We start from the raw sequence: 17,433 nt of genomic DNA, 5'->3' as shown, positions 1-17,433 counted from the left end.
AGAGAGTTTTTCTAAATTTGGACCATGCGCAAAATCTACATGGCAGGAATGAGCCACAAGGTGGCTGAAATTGCAATCCGCGAGAAGTTCTATATTCCGATGGATGTCAAGACGGAAGCTCTGAAAGATTCTCCGTTCGACGAACTTTTGATACTTGCGACCTGTAATCGAACCGAAGTGTACACGGCTTCCGACCGTGAAATTTCGGGGGAAGAACTGGTGCGGTACGTATGTAATCTGGCGGGACAGGACTATAAAGATTTTGCGAAATTCTTTTATTTCAAGTCCGGAGACGATGTCGCACATCATGTGATGAACGTATGTGCGGGGCTCGATTCCGTGGCCATGGGTGAAGACCAGATTTTGCACCAGATTGGGCGTGCCTACGAGACGGCGCGTGAACTCGGCGCTACAGGAAATAGCCTGAACAAGCTTTTCCAGAGTGCGATTCACACGACCAAACGCATCAAGACCGAAACGAACTTGAGCAAGCTCAGCTGCAATATTCCGTTCCTTGCGATGAAACAGGTGCAGCGGACATTCGATGATCTTGAAAATCGAACCGTTTATATCGTGGGGCTTGGCGAAATGGGTTCGCTGATGCTCAAGTATGTGCAGGAATATACGACCAACATTTTTGCCAGCAGTAAGACTTTTGCGAATGCGGAAAAATTTGCGGATGTATTGACTCCGGTGCGTTTTGAAGATCGCTATAGCGTTATTGGTAAATGCGATGTCGTGATTCTTTGCAGCGCCTGTCACGAACCGATTGTCACAAAAGAGGAATATGCGAAGGCGATTGGGACCGTAGAAAACACCAAACGCCTGGTCATTGACCTGGGCAGCCCGCGCAATGCGGAAGCCTCTATTGGCGAAATTGCTGGTGTGGAATATGTCTGTGTCGATGATCTTGAAAAGATAGTATCGGAAAACCGTCGCTTGCGTATGGTGGAGCTCGAAGCGGCTCAGAAAATTCTGAAAGAAGGAATCGACGAGTTCTTGCACTGGAACCGTATGGATAATGTCTCGAAGCAGATTAGCCTGCACGCGGAGCAGATGCTGAATGTGGCGAACGAGGAATCCGAAAAGTTGTTGCGTTCCATGCCGGATTTGGCGGAAGAAGACCGCCACCGAATTTCGATGATGTATGAGCGCTTTGCGAAGAAACTGGCGAACGATTACCTTTACAAGGTCAAGGCGGAAAATTCACCCGAAGATGTGCAAGTCTTCTTGAAGTGTCTGGAGGCAATCCATGAGTGAGTTCAAGCTACGGGTCGCGACGCGTAAGAGCGCCCTTGCCATGGCGCAGACGACCATGGTTGCCGAGGCTATCGTGCAGGCGAATCCTGGTCTGAGCTACGAACTTGTCTCGATGACGACCGAAGGCGACCGCCGGCTCGACAAGTCTTTGGCGAGTTTCGGCGGCAAGGGCGTGTTCATCAAGGAGCTGGAAGTCGCCTTGCTTGAGGGCCGCGCCGATATTGCCGTCCACAGCTTGAAGGACATGCCTGCTGAAGTGCTACCGGAATTCAAGCTTGCCGCGGTGTTACACCGCGAGGACCCGCGCGACGCCTTTGTCGCGCGCGGGGGAGTGGACGGCTGCAGGTTCATGGAGCTGCCCGCAGGAGCCCGCATCGGTACAGGAAGCATCCGTCGCGTCGTGCAACTGAAGGCGCTTCGCCCAGATCTCGAATATGTGCCTATTCGCGGGAATATCCAGACGCGCCTTTCTAAATTGGCTGAACTTGACGGAGTGGTGCTCGCCGCCGCAGGCCTCAAGCGTATGGGCCTCGCCGACCAGGTGACAGAGTTTTTCAGTACCGAGCACATGCTCCCGGCATCGGGCCAGGGCATCTTGGCAATCGAAACACTTTCTCAGCTGCGTCATTGCGAGGGCAATAGCCCGAAGCAATCCATAGACGCAATTCTTGCGCATGTCAATGACGCCGAATCGTATGCCATCGCCGTCGCCGAAATGGCCTACCTCAAAGCTCTCGATGCCGGTTGTCAATTTCCCGTGGCGAGTTTCGCCGAATTTGTCGACACCGCCGCAACTGCCGATGGCGTGCGCGAATTGAAAATTCGCGGTATCTACTGGGATGAAATTTCGAAACGCCTTCTCCGAGCCGAAATCCTGCATTCCGTGAGTCTTGAATCTCCCGACTTGATTGCGCAATCCCGTGCGGTAGGCGTGGCGCTCGCTCAAAAAATTCGCGAACAGATGTAGTTTTTTGTTAATAAAGGTTTTAAGATGTCTGATTTTGGAAAGGTGTTCTTGATTGGTGCTGGTCCTGGCGATCCTGGCCTTTTGACACTTCGTGGCAAAGAAGTCCTGGAGCGTGCCGACGTGGTTGTCTATGACCGTCTTGTTTCTCCGGCAATTCTTTCGATGTGCAATGCCAAGGCCAAGATGGTGGATGTGGGCAAGACGCCAACTCACCATAAGGTCAAACAATCCGAAATCAATAAGCTGCTCGTGCAGTTTGCCCGCGAAATTCCGCATGGTGTTATCGCCCGTCTTAAGGGGGGCGACCCGTTCGTATTCGGTCGTGGCGGCGAAGAAGCCCTTGAACTCGTGGACGCGGGCGTGGAATTCGAAGTCGTGCCGGGAATTACCTCTGCCATATCTGTTCCTGCTTACGCGGGCATTCCCGTAAGCCACCGTGGAATCGCCACGAGTTTCCACATCGTTACTGGCCACGAAAAAGATAACGCAGAAATCTCCCTTGATTTTGAAACTCTAGCCAAGTGTCCGGGGACCCTCATCTTCTTGATGGGAATCTCGAATATGGATTTTATCGCGCATCGACTGATGGAATGCGGTAAGGATCCCAAGACTCCGCTCGCCTTTATCGAAAAGGGGACAACGCCGTACCAGCGAACCGTCATGGCGACCCTTGAAACGGCGGGGGAGACTATTGTCCGTGAAAATGTGACTGCCCCTGCGATTACGATTATGGGCGGCGTCGTTGAACTCGGCAAGACCCTTGCCTGGAAAAAGAACCTGCCGCTGTCGGGCAAGCGTCTGGTGGTTACCCGTGCAGCAAAGCAGTCCAGCGGCATTTCATCGCGACTCTCTGCGTTCGGAGCAGAAATCATTGAATCGCCGATGATTGAAACCCGTACGCTTGACGGTCCGTTTGTAATTAGGTCTAACATGGCCTCTATCGACACAAGGTGTCTCCAGGGGGATCGTAATGAAAAATGTCATTCTGGAGTGGAGCGTAGCGAAACGATAGAATCCAGGCTTGCTGTTTTTAACACCCTTAAGGATTTCAACCTTCTCGCTTTCACAAGTACGAACGGAGTCGACAGTTTCTTCAAGCAACTGTTTGCCGCGGGTTATGACGTGCGTGTCCTCGCGGGCAAGAAAATCGCCAGTGTCGGGAAAATTACCGAAAAGAAGCTCCTTGAATATGGTATCCGTTGCGACTACGTTCCCGAAGACCACACCGCTGAAGGTCTCGGAAAGTTACTTGCGTCTCAATGCGCCGACTGCCGTCAGGTGTCAAAAGATGAACCGAAAATCCTCCTCCTTCAGGGAAATCTCGCCGATGATACCTTGCTCGGGTATCTACCGCACGCCACCCGCTGGATTGTTTACGAGACACTTCCTGTTACGGAATGCCCGGAATGGAAATGCGAGGCGGTTGCTACGGCCGATGCGGTCGTTTTTGCAAGTTCGAGTGCCGTCGAAAATTTTGCGAACTTGAATAAATCCTGCGTGAGTCAAGATGCCCATCCGCTCGCATTCTGCATCGGCCGAATGACAGAATCTGCCGCCCAAAAATACGGATACAAAACGGTCGTTTCCGAAGAAACGACCATGGATTCGCTCGTAAAAAGAATTGTTGAATATTACAGCTAAAGATTTTCGTGCAAGGTAAGGTTGCGCGTCATGAACGCATAGACAGCCTTGTTTCCCATTCGGCTCAGGAATCGCACGATCGTGTTTACCTTGTAATTATTCAACATCATATTGTATTCGATTGTTACACGGTGTTCTTCGGTGTACAAAATGTGTTCGTAATATTTTTGAACCTCTTCGCTCGTGTTTTGCTTCCAAAGAATCCTGAGTACGTCCTGAATATCCTTTGCACCGAATGAATGGACTTCTCGCAAAAAGGCTTCGTTGGCATATATGGTGCGGTAATGCCTGTCTTCGCGTTCGACGATTGCAATGGGAATGTCGCTTGCGATGTCCATCTTCTTTTCACGCAGTGGTGTATTGTCCAGGAAGTTGATTCGACCGATTTCGTCGTAATACAGTCGTTCTTCCGGGGACTCGTTGGTATCGAAAGAGCAAAGTTCGGCACGCCTATTGTGGAATTCTTCGAGCGGCAGGGGTTTGCTAAAATAGTAACCTTGAATCAACTCGCAACCGATTTTTTTCATGAACTCGTACTGTTCCTGAGTCTCAACACCTTCGACGAGCGTGTGGATACCCAGTTTCTTGGCCAAGTCTACGATGGACGCCAAGATGACCTTGGTTTTCGGTGTCTTGTCGAAGCTTCGCAAGAAGTTCATGTCGATCTTGAGAAAATCGAAATCATAGCTCTGCAAGTTGTTGAAGGAACTGAATCCCGAGCCGAAATCGTCTAGCCACACCTGGTAGCCTTCTTCCCTGAGTTCCCGGATGATTTTACCCAAGCTACTGAGATCTGCGGCAAAGGCGCTTTCGGTAACTTCAAGCACCAGGTATTCCTTAGGAATATTGTATTTTGTTACAGCGTCGTCTATGATTTTCTTGATATCGCTCAATTCGAAGTCGAGACGGGAAAGGTTTACAGAAATGGGCTGGTAGGCAAAGCCGCTATCGATGTCGTCTCGCAAGTCCTTGCAGGCGTGTTCAATAATGTAGGCATCGAGTTTATGAATCAGGTGGACTTTTTCTAGAACATCAAAAAAAATTAGGGGAGAAATCATGCCTCGATCGGGGGCAATCCACCGGGCAAGGGCTTCGTATCCGCAAATTTTTCCGGTTAGCGCACGGACAACGGGCTGGTAGTAAACTTTGAAGTACTCTTTTTCAAAAGCTTCTTCAAAATGCTCCAGAACATATTGTTTTTGTTCGTGCCTTTTGGCTAGTTCACTGTCGTAAACTTCGTAAGCCTTGTTGTATATGCCGTGGACTTCACGACAGGCGAGGGAGGCCCTGTCCATCATGATGACAGGTTTGTGCGTAGACCCGTCTACAATGTAGATGCCGGCCTTGATCTGGTTACGGAGTCCTTTGGGTGAATTGCCCATGATTTCGTTTAAAATCTTAATGCGATCGCCAATTTCGTCGACAGTAAGGTTCAGACTGATAACAACGAGATGGTCGGCTCCGGCTCGTAAGACCTTTTCTCCTTTAAAAAGCCGCAAGAGCTCATCCCTGAACTCGCACAGGTATTCATTTCCGCCTTGATACGAAAAGCGCTGGTTAATCGCCTTGAAATTCATCACATTGAAAAATATGATGGTTGACTTGAGTAAAGGAAAAAAATCGGGATTCTTTTGAGTCTGTTCAAAGAACCACGCCACAAGGTTAAGGCCTGTTATGGGGTCGTTTTTCTCAAGAGATCCTGGTCCTATCCCCATTTTATTAATCTGCGGTGGGGAAAAGGAATTTTGAGTTTGATTGATATTTTCAAATTCACCATTCATTTCAAAAATTTTCTCCGTTCAGCAAATTTAATTTAACTAATGAAAATAAAAAATGGAGCTTTTCTGTAAAAAAAGCTCCATTTTTCTACAATTTTATTACTCCAAATTGGAATATTCTACGTCTTCCTATGCGAAAAACGAAGAATTTCTGCCATGATTAGAATTTCGGGTAGCCGTCCTTGAGGCTTTCGTCGTAGTGTGCGCGCTCCCCGCCGATGAACTTCGGGCGCGTGCGCGCTGCAATCAGGATTGCCTTGCCGATATGCGTTAGCTGCATGTGGACAGGAACCGCGACTTCTTTCAGGTGCATGCCGATGAGCGTTCCGCCGATATCGAGGCCTGCGTCTGCCTTGATATGCTCAATGGCGACCGGATGCTCGAAGGCGCTGTAGCAGGCTGTCGCAAAAGAACCGCCCGCCTTGGGCTGCGGCACTACGTTCACGATTTCGGCATTGGGGACTGCCGCATGCTCGACGATGATGGCTCGGTTCAGGTGCTCGCAGCACTGCGCCGCGATGTTGATGCCGAGCGGCTTGAATACGGAGGAGAGTCCTTCGAAAATCGCCTTGCCGACTTCGGGCACGGAATGGCTCCCGATGTCGTTTCCGAGCGTGGAGCTCGTGCTGCAACCGATGACCACAATCTGGCCCGCCGTGAGGTGTGCCTTTTCCACAAGTTCCTTGGCGGCGTTCATCGCGTCGTTACGAATCTGTTCGACAACATTCTTGTCGTCTATCTCGTATGTAATACCTGCCATGTTTTACCTCATTGTCATTACCAACTGCATTGTCATTCTAGAGTGCTTTCCTCATTGTCATTCTGGAGCGCGTAGCGCGATAGAATCCACTCATAAAAAATAGTTTTTTACTATATTCCTTGGCAAGCATTTTTAATTGAACGACGCCCTGTTTGACGAGCGTCTGGAAGTGTTTTCCTCATTGTCATTCTGGAGCGCGTAGCGCGATAGAATCCACCCTGGATTCTGTCATTCTGGAGGCCCATCGGGCCGATAGAATCCATGGACCCTATCGGTCGTTACGCTCCCTCTAGGGTGACAACTGGAATGTCATTCTGGAGCGGAACGCAGTGTAGCGATAGAATCCATTGTTTTTCCAGAATAGATTTTGTATTTTACACTCATGCAAAAGAGGGGATACACTTATATCTTGTTCAACAAGAAGAACGGCACATTGTATGTCGGCGTTACGAGTAATTTAAAAGAACGTATTGCTCAACACAAGCAAAAAATCTTTGAGGGCTTTACCCAAAAGTACGGCATAGACAAGTTAGGGTACTTTGAAGAGCATACGGATATGCGTCACGCCATAGAACGTGAAAAGTCCATGAAGAACTTGTTAAGAGCCAAAAAGATTGAATTGATTCAATCAATGAATCCCGAATGGGAAGATTTGTTCTTTAAACTGTAGAGGACTGGACCCTATCGCATCGGCCAGCGGCCTCGCTCCAGGGTGACAGAAACATTGTCATTCTGGAGACCCATCGGGCCGATAGAATCTATGGTCCCTATCGGTCGTTACACTCGCTCCAGGGTGACAGAAACATTGTCATTCTGGAGACCCATCGGGCCGATAGAATCTATGGTCCCTATCGGTCGTTACACTCGCTCCAGGGTGACAGCAGGATTTACTCCCACGGCGCTTTCACTTTGTTCAAGCGCGTGTTCACGCGGCTCGGTCATGACAAAAAGCTTGCTTTTTGTCGCGACTCTCGCCTTATTCCCACTCAATAGTTCCAGGCGGCTTGTGCGTCACGTCGTACCACAAACTTCCGGCACCTTCGGCTTCGAACTTGCGCCAGAGTCCGGCCAGCATTCCCTGGTCGATTTCAGCGAAGTTGGCGGTCATGGCTTCGGTGGAGTTCACCGGGCGCATCACGATGCAGGGCTTGTTTGCCGTGCGGAGCGGGACGAGCACCACGGGCATCTGCCAGATCTTTTCGTACAAGTCGTTTGCCTGCAAGAATTCGGTACAAATGTTGTCGAACTTGCGGAGCGTATCGAAGTTTTCGCGAGTGGCGTACTGTTCCACAAGCTTCGGGTCTTCATCGGCCACGCTACCAATCTGGTAAATCACGCGGTTGATGGCCTTGAAGCGGTTGGCAAGTTCGGTGGAGAACTTTTCGCAATACTTCCAGGAGAGACCCGGAGTGGTGATGAGGAACGGTTGCGCGTAGGTGCGACCGTCGCCCTGCACGCCCACGCTCTTGATGGGGAGCAGGCGGCCCGCGATGTTGTTTGCCTTCAAGTAGTCGGCGAGGGACTGACCAGCGGTGTCCTTCACGTCTTCGAACTTCACCATATCGTCGGTGAGCTTGCCTTCGCTGCAGAGCAGGCGAACGCCGAGGCCCGGACCCGGGAACGGGTGACGCCACACGAGGTTGTGCGGAATGCCGAGTTCTTCGCCGAGCGCGCGGACTTCGTCCTTGTATAGGTCGGCGAGGGGTTCCAAGACGAGGCCCTTTTCCATAAGGTCCAGGACTTCTTGCACGCGGTTGTGGTGCGTTTTGATCTTGTCGGCGTTCTTGGTACCGCCGCTTTCGATGGTGTCGGGGTAGATAGTGCCCTGCGCCATCATCCACTGGTTCGGATCGAGGTTGAGCTTCGCCATTTCCTCGTCCTTGACCGTCAGGAATTCCTTACCGATGATGCCGCGCTTGGTTTCGGGCGCGGTCACTCCCTTGAGCTTCGCGAGGAAGTGCTCGCTGGCGTCGCGGACCTTGAGGTTGTTCATTCCCTCGGCCTTCAAAAATTCCATAATCTTCTGGGATTCGCCGAGGCGCATCATGCCGTTATCCACATGCAGGCCGAGGACTTTTTCGGGGCCCAGCACGCGGTTCAAGAGCACGAATGCAACGGTGGAGTCCACGCCGCCGGACACAAGCAGGAACACCTTGCGGTCCTTGACCTGTTCCTTGATGCGTTCCGTGATGAGCGGCAGGTAGCTCTTCATGTTCCAGGTCTTCTTTGCACCGGTAAAGTCCACGAAGTTTTCCAGCAATTTCATGCCGAACTTGCTGTGGGTGACTTCGGGGTGGAACTGGATGCCGAAAATCTGGCGTTCGGGCTTGTCGCTATCGAATGCGACAGCGGCGATTTCGCAGTCCTTGGTGCTGGCCACAATCTTGTAGCCCTCGGGGAGCTTCGTGACCTGGTCACCGTGGCTCATCCACATCGGGGATGCCTTCGGGAGACTCTTCAAAAGCGGGCATTTTTCGTCGCCGACGATGAGGTCGGCAATGCCGTATTCCTTGACCTTGCCCGGTTCCACGTGACCGCCTAACTGTTGGGCAATGAGCTGGTGACCGTAGCAGATGCCGAGCTTCGGCACCGGGAGGTCCAAAATCTCGGGATTGTATTCCGGGGCGTCCGCGGCATACACGCTGCTGGGACCGCCACTGTAGATGATTCCCTTCACGCCTTCGAGCTCGCTGACGGGAGCAGCGGGGGAGTGGATTTCGGTAAACACGCCCAGGCGGCGCACGCGGTTAGCAATCAGGTGGGCGTACTGCCCGCCAAAGTCCAAAACTGCAATAGTATCGACATTCTTCATACGCTCCAAAAATAGAATATTTTGCGTTTCTTGGGATAAAAATACCACCGATGTGATGGATATTGCTGATTTTTGTTTTTTTTACATATCACATTGAACACTTTGAATTTCCTTTATTATATTTAGTTTATGCGTATTTTAAATTATCTCTTTCTTGGATTGGCCGTTTCGGCCTATGCTGCCGTCGATTCGACAGAAACCGTTACTTCTCAACCTGAACCGTCACAAACGGAAGTCCAGGTCGCGCCCACGGTCGCTCCGTCTCAGGAACCTTCTCAGCAACCACTGCAATCACAAAAAATTTCGCAGCAGGCTCCGCAATCTCAGCAACCTCTGCCACCACCGCAGTCCCAACAACCGATGATGCAGCCGCAATATGCCCCGCATCCGCAAATCTATCCAACGGCACAATATGTCCAGCCGAGTCCTGTTTACGCACAGCGGCCGGTTGCCCAACCGATGCAACAACCTCGTTCGGACACTCCGGAAAAAGTTCCTGAAAAGAACTACATCCATAACGGATTCTTCTTCGAAGCCGATTTGGGCGTGCGTTACATGAGGCTTGAAAATAAGGAATATGACGACTATTTCGATGAACGGAACGGTGAACTGATCGTAGGCGATAACGGAAACTCAGCCGAGAGCCGATTCAAGGGATTCGGTCCCGATTTCGGCCTCAAGTTCGGCGGAATCGTCGCTAGCCGCCTGGCGCTTTACTGCAATCTGGAATTCTCGTCTATGGATGGAAATTTTAAGGCTTCCCGCACTGAAAACGGTTGGGAAAAATCCAGTGCCGATTTTGAAACAGACGCCATCCGTTTTGCATTCGGTGGCGGTACCCATTTCTTCTTTACCCCTGATCCGAACAGCGTTTTTTACGGAACCTTTATCGGTGCTTCGGTCAGTATTGTCGCTGAAGAAGCTGGCTTGACCTCTTCGTATAACGACCACGATGAACTTGAAATTTCAAAGAGCGACCTCTCCTTCGGTTTGCAGCTCGGAAAGGTCTGGATGGTCAATGACTCCTGGAACGTAGGCCTTACGGTAAAGGGTTCGTTGGATGGCGGAATTCGTGACGGCGAAAGCGGAAACGACTCGGACTACTATTCGTTGTCGGCCAACCTGGCTGTCATAAGAAAATAAAATGCGTCTAAAATCCGTATTGAATGCGCTCCTTCTAACGTTTGGCCTTGCCGCCGTTTCTTATGCTGGAGTTTACGATTACAATCCTTCTCAAGCTACTTATGCCAGTCAGGGGCAGTATTCCTATATCCACAATGCCTTCTATTTTGAAGCATCGCTGGGCTTGCAGTATCTGAATATCAGCGATGAGAAAAAAGACGAAGAAGAAATCCTCTATGAATCCAGTGGGAATATCTATGAAACTGATTTTTCCGGTATGGGTCCTGAATTTTCTGCTCGGTTTGGCGGAATAATTTCTAGCCGAGTCGCCCTGTTCTGTCTTTTGGAAATATCTTCGCTCAAGGTAGCTGATTATGAATATGCGGAAAGACAAAATGGCGATATCCGCTACGTTGAAAAAAATTCCGAAGGCGGAATACGATTTGCGATTGGAGGCGGATTGAATGTTTACTTTGTCAGAGATCCATCTAATCCGTTATATGGTCTATATGCAGGTGCTTCATTTGCCATCGCCTACTTCAACCTAGGTGACGATGATTCGTACTTTGACGAAGAAAGGCGCACTAGGCCATTAGATGAAGCCTATTTCTCTCAATCAGCAGGAAGTGTTGGTTTTGAATTCGGTAAATTATGGTATATGACAGATATGTGGAATGTTGGAGCCGGAGTACAAATGGCATTTGATTCTCCAGACCGTACCGACGAAGACGATGAAAATATCTACTATACTTTAGCATTCAAAATTATGATTGTGAGAAAATAATTCTTGATGAATTTTTCGGATTGAAATTGTAAATTTGTCTATAAACTGAAAATCCCGCACGGTCTGTGCGGGATCTTTTGTATCCATTTTTAGAGCCTTTAATCGACTTTGGTCCGCGTTCGTCTGCGCGATTATTCGCCGCAGGACATTTCGCGGGCAAGCTGGATAAGGGTCTGCACGCCGAATCCGGTTGCGCCGTATTCGGTGTATTTCCACTTCTTGTCGACGAAGGCGGTGCCGGCGATGTCCCAATGCGTCCAGGCGGTGTTTTCGGGCACGAATTCCTGGAGGAAGAGGGCCGCAGAAATGGCACCTGCGTCGCTGCCGGTATTCTTGAGGTCGGCGAAGTGATCCTTGAGCGCGTCGGCGTATTCTTCTTCGAGCGGCATGCTCCAGAATTTTTCGCAGCAGGCTTCGCCGCAGTTGATCACCTTGAGGCCAAGGTCGTCATCGTTGCTGAAGAATCCCGTGACGGCATAGCCGAGGGCGCGGACCATGGCGCCCGTAAGGGTGGCGAGGTCCACGATGTGCGTTGCTCCGATAAGGCCCGCTTCGGCAAGTCCGTCGGAGAGGACCAGACGGCCTTCGGCGTCAGTGTTGTCGACCATGACGGTCTTGCCGTTCTTGGCGGTAAAGATGTCGCCCGGCAGCACGGATTTATTGCCAATAGCATTTTCGGCGAGGCAGCAGACGGCGCTCACGCGAATCGGGAGCTTGAGTGTTGCAATGGCCTGGATGGCGGCGAGCGCGGTCGCGGCACCACTCATGTCGCTAATCATTTCGGGCATGGATTTAGGCGGTTTCAGGCAGAGGCCGCCGGTATCGAAGGTGAGACCTTTGCCGACAATCACCAAGTGGTCCTTGGAGGTGCGCTTTGCGGGCTTGTATTCGAGCGTAATCATGTGCGGCTCGTGAGAACTGCCCTTACCGACGGTCACGTGGCCCATGAAGCCTTCCTTTTCGAGCTGCTTCATGTTGCGAACCTTGATGCTTAAGCCTTCGGTGTACTTGGCGACGGTCTTTGCGCGTTCCACGAATTCGGCGGGGTAGAGGTCGGAAGCACTTGTGTTGATCAAGTTCTTAGCAAGTGTAATGGCCTTCTGTTCTACGGCGACGTCTTCGGCAATCTTCTTGAAATCCTTGACGTGTTCGCCGGCGACGATTTCGTAGGTCACCTGGAAGTTCGGCTTTTGTTTGCTCTTGTAGGCATCGAACTTGTAGTCAGCGTAATGCAGGCCGTGCAAAATGGCCTTGAACTGCTCATCGGCCGCGTCGGCGAGGAACAGGCTTACGCAGGGAATCTGTTTCTTCATCGCCTTCTTGGCGAGACGGTAGGCGGCCATGCGCAGGTGGTCGAGGGCGGAAAGACCGCGTTCCTTGGCGGCGTCCACAAAGATGGTATTGCAACCGTCAATTTCTAGGTATTCGAGGTCTTCGAAGGGGCCTTCCTTCATGCCCTTCAGAATGGTTTCGACCTGTTCTTCGCCTTCGGGGGAGAGAACGGTGGAAAATTGAACAGATTCTTTGACATAAAACAGGGCGTATGCCTTGCTGTCAGTGTTTTTGAGATTTTCGGAAGAAACGATATTCAAGTTCATGATTTAAATGTAGTAAATAGTAGAGAAGTTTGATGTCAGGGCTTTAACCCCTTTGAGGTGAGGGGTTATTTCGTGAATTTATAGCGGCCGAGAAGGTCGAAATAGCGGGCCTTCGGGGAAATCTTGATAGGCTTGGGAGTCTTGCGTAGGGCTGTTGTTCCTTCGGGTTTTGAATAATAATGTATCGTTATGAATCCATCGGAATAAAATGACAACGAATAGCCGTTGGTCATAGGTTCGTAAGTGATTGTGTTGGTGATAGTTCCGTTTTGGTTCAGTTCAAGACATTTGGTATTTTCCGTATCGCTGACATAGATTTCTGCATTGGAGAGCGCAGCCGAGTTGTCCTTCCCGGAGTATCTGTTGAAGATGACGGAATCGCCCTTGTTGATGATTTCCTCGAAAATTTCTTGACCGAAATCCAGATCTTTTGTCAGAACGCTTGCGGACTGACTTGTCACCTTTATGGTCTTTTGGTTCCCCAAGACTCCCTGGACATAATAATTCTCGAAAATAAATGTGGTATCTCCTGAGGTGGAATCCTTCATGAAATACTCGATGCCCTGTTTTGTCAAGGTGCTTTCATCCTTGTTCCAATAGTAATTCATGGTGGAGGTCGAGCCGCTTTCTTTCTCGAAAAATAGGCTTCTGCTCACTTTGCCATTGGAGTATGTGTATGTTTGATTGTAAAAATTTGGCGAGATGACGGAATCTAATTGGAGTCCGCTATCTTCAATCATGTAGTAACCAGCAATCTCTTTGAAAACAGCGTCTGTGCAAGTGTTGGCTGAGACAGTGGTGCTTATCGCGAATACACTCGATAAAAACAAGGCGATAAAATCGCTTTTTTTGAGTTGTTCCATTTTTCCTCCTATTTAATTTGCTTTAAATATAAAAAAACCGCTAGGCGTGTGCCTAACGGTTTCAACGTTTTTTGTTTGAATCCTATTGACATCGACCCCGCAGTGCGGACAGAACGTGGGATTATCTCGTGTACTTATAACGGCCGAGGAGGTCAAAGTAGCGGGCCCTGGGGGAGATTTTGACGGGCTTGAGAGTCTTGCGGATGGAAGTGGTCTTTTGTTGATTATTGATAAAAAATATTTCTTCAAAGGAATAGTCCGAAGTGATTTTTAGTGAGTAACCCTGGTGATTGGGTACATACAGCGTACTTTCTTTTAGAACACCGTTTTCATTGTATCGGCTGCATTTAAAATCATCTTCTTTATCTGCAATATAAAAGAATTTTTCTATTTCAGTATCATTCATTCCGTAATCTCTGTAATTCAATGTCCTTACTTCAATAACGGAATCTTTTTGCAAAAAGTACTCGTAAACGAAATAGGATTCGTCATCATATTCAATGGTCGCTATGTATGAATCGGTCGCTTTTGTTGTGTTGCTTATTTCATTTTTAATCCCGTTATTATATTTAGATAAATGAAAACATATTGTATCTTGTGTACTACAATCTTTTGAGATTATCTCGTGATTGCGATTTTTTAAAATAGTTTCATTTGTATCGTTATAAAAATATTCAACACTAGGATTATTATCCTTTGTTGAAGAATATTCAAGGATGCTGTCTAATTTTTCATTGCTGTAATAAAATTTTTGAAAGTCTTCGTCTCCCGTATTTTCTTTGGTGTATATAGAATCAATAAAAATGCCGAATACTTGATTCGTGTATATACTCGCTTTCAACTTGAAAACGGCGTCTGTACACGTATTTGCCGAAGCTGCTTCATTCAAGGCGAAAACGGCAACAGAAACTAGAAATAATGATTTGAGAATCATAAATATTCTCCTTAATTTGCTTTAAATATAAAAAACCGCCAGGCGATTGCCTAGCGGTCTTTAAAGCTTTTGGCTTTGGATCCTATCGGTCGCTGCGCGACCTCCAGGATGACTGATTACAGTTTGCCCGTGAGCAACAAAGCCCTCGGGTGTTAACCGAGGGCGGTTGACGCTTTCAGCGTCCGCGGCTTCACTCGGTCATGAAATTATGCAAGCATAATTTCGTGACGCTCGTTTTGCACGCTTTTGCGAGAGCGAGGCGATATCACATTTTTAATCTGCGATAGAGCCGAGCGGTCTCATTAGAGCTTGTTGTTAGAACCAAGAACGTCGACGATCTTGTGTTCGTACATCTTCTGCATGTTTTCGCGAGCCGGCTTGAGGTACTGGCGCGGGTCGAAGTGTTCCGGATGTTCGTCGAAATACTTACGGATAGCGGCAGTCATGGCGAGACGGCTGTCAGAGTCGATGTTGATCTTGCAGACAGCGGACTTGGAAGCTTCGCGGAGCTGTTCTTCCGGAATACCGACGGCATCCGGGAGCTTACCACCGTGGGCGTTGATGGTATCGACTTCGTCCTGCGGAACAGAAGAAGAACCGTGGAGAACGATCGGGAAGCCCGGGAGCTTCTTTTCGATGGCGTGGAGCACGTCGAATGCCAGGGGAGGCGGAACGAGCTTGCCAGTCTTCGGGTCGCGAGTGCACTGTTCCGGCTTGAACTTGTAAGCACCGTGGCTGGTACCGATGGAGATTGCGAGGGAGTCGCAGCCCGTACGGGTAGCGAAGTCGATCACTTCTTCCGGCTTGGTGTAGTGAGATTCTTCAGCCTGGACTTCGTCTTCCACACCGGCGAGAACGCCGAGTTCAGCTTCGACGGTCACGTCGTGCTGGTGAGCGTATTCAACAACCTTCTTGGTGAGGGCGATGTTGTCTTCGTACGGAAGAGCGGAACCGTCGATCATCACGGAAGAGAAACCGTTGTCGATGCAATCCTTGCAGAGTTCGAAAGAGTCACCGTGGTCGAGGTGGAGCACGATCTGCGGATTGGCGCAGCCGAGTTCCTTGGCGTATTCAACAGCACCCTGAGCCATGTAGCGGAGGATGGTGCCGTTTGCGTAGTTGCGGGCACCCTTAGAGACCTGCATGATCACCGGAGACTTCTGCTTCACAGCAGCCTGCACGATGGCCTGCATCTGTTCCATGGTGTTGAAGTTGAAAGCCGGGATGGCGTAGCCACCCTTAACAGCCTTTGCAAACATTTCCCTGGTGTTCACCAGGCCGAGTTCCTTGTAAGAAACTGCCATTTGTTTTACCTCTTGATTCTTTGGCGACTTGCATCGCCGGTTAAAAGTTACGAGCTAAATTTAGTAAAAAAATCGGAATTCGGAATTCAGATTTCAGAATTAACCTCCAAAAAACAATTCCGAACTCCGAAATCAGAAATCTGAAATTACTTCGCTTCCTGCTGCAGGGCCTTGTCCTGGATCACGAGGTCCACGCGGCGGTTCTTCTGACGGCCTTCCTTGGTGGAGTTGTCGGCGACCGGCATGGTCATGCCGAGCCCCTTGGCGGTCAGGCGGTCTTCGGCGATACCCTGTTCCACGAGGAATGCCTTCACGTTGTCGGCGCGTTGCTGGGAAAGCTTCATATTGTGTTCGGCAGAACCGGTGTTGTCAGTGTTACCTTCGATGGACACGTTGAACTGCTGGTACACGGAAAGAATGCCGGCGACCTTGGCAAGGCTCGTCTTCAGGTCAGCTTTCAAGTCAGCCTTGTTCACGGCGAACAGGATGTCGGACATGGAAAGGATAATGCCGCGGGCGTCCTTGGACACCTGAATCATCTGGGACTGCAATTCGTTCAGCTTGTTCATGGCTTCCTGCTGGCGTGCTTCGGCCTTGGCGCGTTCTTCGGCGAGAGCCTTCTGCTCTTCGGCGAGTTTCTTCTGCAGGTCTGCTTCGCGTTCGCTCGCGGCCTTCAACGCAGCTTCCTGGGCGGCAGCTTCGGCCTGGAACTTCTCCTGGTTCTGCTGCATTTCGGCCTGGAGGCGTGCTTCCTGGTCCTTCATCTTGGCCTTTTCTGCTTCGAGGTCATTCACCTTACCGCTACGGGCCTGGTTGATCTGCTCCTGGATCGCTTCGATAGAACGGGCGGTGGCGGCGCGCTTTTCCCACTTTTCGGCAGTGCTGTTGCGGACCTTCTGGGTTTCTGCCTGGATAGCGGCGATCTTCACCTGAGTATCGCACTTGCTAGAAAGCGATTTCACCTGGTCAGATTCCGGGTCATCTTTGTAGGCGGCGTCCAGGTCAGCGAGTGTCGACTTGGCGCCGGCGAGGGAGTACTTTGCTGCAGTGGCGTTGGCGGGGATATCCTTTGCGGCGTTATCGATGGCGGCCTGGCATGTTTCCACGGCGTTCGGTGCGGCCTGTTCGGGGGCGGCTTCTTCGGCAGCGAAGGTGAAGGCGGCTGCCATGGCGCTAATCATCAAAAGATTTCTCGTTTTCATTACTTGGCACCTCCGTTCTTGGTTTCCTGGTCAAGGATGCTCTGGTAGATGAGCTTGCGTTCGACATCGCCTCTCAGTTCCTTTTCGACCTTTTCGTCTTCGGTCTTGGCGGCTTTCAGTTCGGCGTTTGCAACAGCGAGTTTGTAATCCAGGACACTTTCTTCGGCGAGAGCGGCAGCCTGTTCTTCTTCACCACTTGCCTGCAGGGCCTTCGCAGAATCCAATTTTGCGTTGGCGGCTTCGATCTGGGCGGTGTCTGCCTTTGTTTCTTCGGCAATAGCCTTGTTGCTGTCGGCAACTTCAATGGACTTTGTGGCGTTTACGCTAGCGGCGCAACCGGACAAGAATGCGAGGGAGGCAAGAGCCGTTCCCGCAATTAAATATTTTGTTTTCATCTAATACTCCCAT

The 17,433-nt window shown here is 50.1% G+C and carries 15 protein-coding genes; 6 read left to right on the top strand and 9 right to left on the bottom strand.

The features are described 5' to 3' along the window. Nucleotides 1-24: 24 nt before the first annotated feature. The 3 genes from hemA to cobA are packed head-to-tail and all read left to right on the top strand — an operon-like array spanning nucleotide 25 to nucleotide 3,868. Nucleotides 25-1,260, top strand: a complete 1,236-nt coding sequence (gene hemA / locus BUA93_RS07110; protein WP_072978460.1) for a glutamyl-tRNA reductase — start codon at nucleotides 25-27, stop codon at nucleotides 1,258-1,260. After that, nucleotides 1,253-2,227 (top strand): hydroxymethylbilane synthase, encoded by a 975-nt coding sequence (gene hemC, locus BUA93_RS07105; protein WP_072978459.1) that lies wholly within the window; start codon nucleotides 1,253-1,255, stop codon nucleotides 2,225-2,227. The genes hemA and hemC overlap by 8 nt, the downstream gene beginning before the upstream one ends. Before the next feature lie 24 nt (nucleotides 2,228-2,251). Then, complete coding sequence (gene cobA, locus BUA93_RS07100; protein ID WP_072978458.1) at nucleotides 2,252-3,868, top strand: uroporphyrinogen-III C-methyltransferase; 1,617 nt, start codon at nucleotides 2,252-2,254, stop codon at nucleotides 3,866-3,868. Here the strand turns inward: cobA and BUA93_RS07095 are convergent. Beyond that, on the bottom strand, nucleotides 3,865-5,583 hold the full coding sequence (locus tag BUA93_RS07095) for an EAL domain-containing protein (RefSeq protein WP_072978457.1): 1,719 nt from the start codon (nucleotides 5,581-5,583) through the stop codon (nucleotides 3,865-3,867). The two genes, cobA and BUA93_RS07095, sit on opposite strands and share 4 nt — an antisense overlap. Nucleotides 5,584-5,806: 223 nt before the next feature. Then, entirely contained in the window at nucleotides 5,807-6,406 is a 600-nt protein-coding gene (locus tag BUA93_RS07090) for a TIGR01440 family protein (protein WP_072978456.1), read from the bottom strand. A 382-nt stretch (nucleotides 6,407-6,788) separates the two neighbouring features. Between BUA93_RS07090 and BUA93_RS07085 the strand changes: the two genes are divergently transcribed. After that, nucleotides 6,789-7,076: a GIY-YIG nuclease family protein gene (locus BUA93_RS07085; RefSeq protein ID WP_072978455.1), complete on the top strand. Its 288-nt coding sequence runs from the start codon at nucleotides 6,789-6,791 to the stop codon at nucleotides 7,074-7,076. A 306-nt stretch (nucleotides 7,077-7,382) separates the two neighbouring features. On the opposite strand, the gene guaA is transcribed toward BUA93_RS07085, so the two are convergent. Next, complete coding sequence (guaA, locus tag BUA93_RS07080; RefSeq protein WP_072978454.1) at nucleotides 7,383-9,218, bottom strand: glutamine-hydrolyzing GMP synthase; 1,836 nt, start codon at nucleotides 9,216-9,218, stop codon at nucleotides 7,383-7,385. A 129-nt stretch (nucleotides 9,219-9,347) separates the two neighbouring features. On the opposite strand from guaA, the gene BUA93_RS07070 reads away from it, so the two are divergent. Then, nucleotides 9,348-10,361, top strand: coding sequence for a hypothetical protein (locus BUA93_RS07070; RefSeq protein WP_139257856.1), 1,014 nt, complete (start codon nucleotides 9,348-9,350; stop codon nucleotides 10,359-10,361). 1 nt (nucleotide 10,362) lies between these two features. After that, nucleotides 10,363-11,124 (top strand): hypothetical protein, encoded by a 762-nt coding sequence (locus tag BUA93_RS07065; RefSeq protein WP_072978451.1) that lies wholly within the window; start codon nucleotides 10,363-10,365, stop codon nucleotides 11,122-11,124. A 131-nt stretch (nucleotides 11,125-11,255) separates the two neighbouring features. Here the strand turns inward: BUA93_RS07065 and BUA93_RS07060 are convergent, their stop codons facing one another. From BUA93_RS07060 to BUA93_RS07035, 6 genes are all read right to left on the bottom strand, one after another. Further along, the gene (locus tag BUA93_RS07060; protein ID WP_072978450.1) at nucleotides 11,256-12,722 is read right to left on the bottom strand and encodes a leucyl aminopeptidase family protein; all 1,467 of its coding nucleotides are present in this window, start codon (nucleotides 12,720-12,722) and stop codon (nucleotides 11,256-11,258) included. 65 nt (nucleotides 12,723-12,787) lie between these two features. Continuing rightward, the gene (locus BUA93_RS07055; RefSeq protein ID WP_072978449.1) at nucleotides 12,788-13,585 is read right to left on the bottom strand and encodes a hypothetical protein; all 798 of its coding nucleotides are present in this window, start codon (nucleotides 13,583-13,585) and stop codon (nucleotides 12,788-12,790) included. A 121-nt stretch (nucleotides 13,586-13,706) separates the two neighbouring features. Continuing rightward, nucleotides 13,707-14,519: a hypothetical protein gene (locus tag BUA93_RS07050; protein WP_072978448.1), complete on the bottom strand. Its 813-nt coding sequence runs from the start codon at nucleotides 14,517-14,519 to the stop codon at nucleotides 13,707-13,709. Nucleotides 14,520-14,821: 302 nt separating this feature from the next. Beyond that, entirely contained in the window at nucleotides 14,822-15,823 is a 1,002-nt protein-coding gene (locus BUA93_RS07045; RefSeq protein WP_072978447.1) for a class II fructose-bisphosphate aldolase, read from the bottom strand. A 146-nt stretch (nucleotides 15,824-15,969) separates the two neighbouring features. Next, nucleotides 15,970-17,025, bottom strand: coding sequence for an OmpA family protein (locus BUA93_RS07040; RefSeq protein ID WP_254793893.1), 1,056 nt, complete (start codon nucleotides 17,023-17,025; stop codon nucleotides 15,970-15,972). Further along, complete coding sequence (locus BUA93_RS07035) at nucleotides 17,025-17,420, bottom strand: DUF4398 domain-containing protein (protein WP_072978445.1); 396 nt, start codon at nucleotides 17,418-17,420, stop codon at nucleotides 17,025-17,027. The genes BUA93_RS07040 and BUA93_RS07035 overlap by 1 nt, the downstream gene beginning before the upstream one ends. Nucleotides 17,421-17,433: the final 13 nt, after the last annotated feature.

Origin of the sequence: Fibrobacter sp. UWH4 (assembly GCF_900142475.1) — a bacterium.
Lineage (GTDB): Bacteria > Fibrobacterota > Fibrobacteria > Fibrobacterales > Fibrobacteraceae > Fibrobacter.
The sequence above is the reverse complement of the archived record's forward strand: the minus strand, read 5'-3'. Positions and strand labels throughout refer to the sequence as shown.

Bases quoted from the DNA above. Each gene is read 5' to 3' on its own strand.
- BUA93_RS07035 (WP_072978445.1), bottom strand. From the start codon at position 17,420: ATGAAAACAAAATATTTAATTGCGGGAACGGCTCTTGCCTCCCTCGCA.
- BUA93_RS07055 (WP_072978449.1), bottom strand. From the start codon at position 13,585: ATGGAACAACTCAAAAAAAGCGATTTTATCGCCTTGTTTTTATCGAGT.
- BUA93_RS07040 (WP_254793893.1), bottom strand. From the start codon at position 17,025: ATGAAAACGAGAAATCTTTTGATGATTAGCGCCATGGCAGCCGCCTTC.
- BUA93_RS07050 (WP_072978448.1), bottom strand. From the start codon at position 14,519: ATGATTCTCAAATCATTATTTCTAGTTTCTGTTGCCGTTTTCGCCTTG.
- cobA (WP_072978458.1), top strand. From the start codon at position 2,252: ATGTCTGATTTTGGAAAGGTGTTCTTGATTGGTGCTGGTCCTGGCGAT.
- hemC (WP_072978459.1), top strand. From the start codon at position 1,253: ATGAGTGAGTTCAAGCTACGGGTCGCGACGCGTAAGAGCGCCCTTGCC.
- BUA93_RS07045 (WP_072978447.1), bottom strand. From the start codon at position 15,823: ATGGCAGTTTCTTACAAGGAACTCGGCCTGGTGAACACCAGGGAAATG.
- BUA93_RS07085 (WP_072978455.1), top strand. From the start codon at position 6,789: ATGCAAAAGAGGGGATACACTTATATCTTGTTCAACAAGAAGAACGGC.
- guaA (WP_072978454.1), bottom strand. From the start codon at position 9,218: ATGAAGAATGTCGATACTATTGCAGTTTTGGACTTTGGCGGGCAGTAC.
- BUA93_RS07065 (WP_072978451.1), top strand. From the start codon at position 10,363: ATGCGTCTAAAATCCGTATTGAATGCGCTCCTTCTAACGTTTGGCCTT.
- BUA93_RS07095 (WP_072978457.1), bottom strand. From the start codon at position 5,583: ATGGGGATAGGACCAGGATCTCTTGAGAAAAACGACCCCATAACAGGC.
- BUA93_RS07090 (WP_072978456.1), bottom strand. From the start codon at position 6,406: ATGGCAGGTATTACATACGAGATAGACGACAAGAATGTTGTCGAACAG.
- hemA (WP_072978460.1), top strand. From the start codon at position 25: ATGCGCAAAATCTACATGGCAGGAATGAGCCACAAGGTGGCTGAAATT.
- BUA93_RS07060 (WP_072978450.1), bottom strand. From the start codon at position 12,722: ATGAACTTGAATATCGTTTCTTCCGAAAATCTCAAAAACACTGACAGC.
- BUA93_RS07070 (WP_139257856.1), top strand. From the start codon at position 9,348: ATGCGTATTTTAAATTATCTCTTTCTTGGATTGGCCGTTTCGGCCTAT.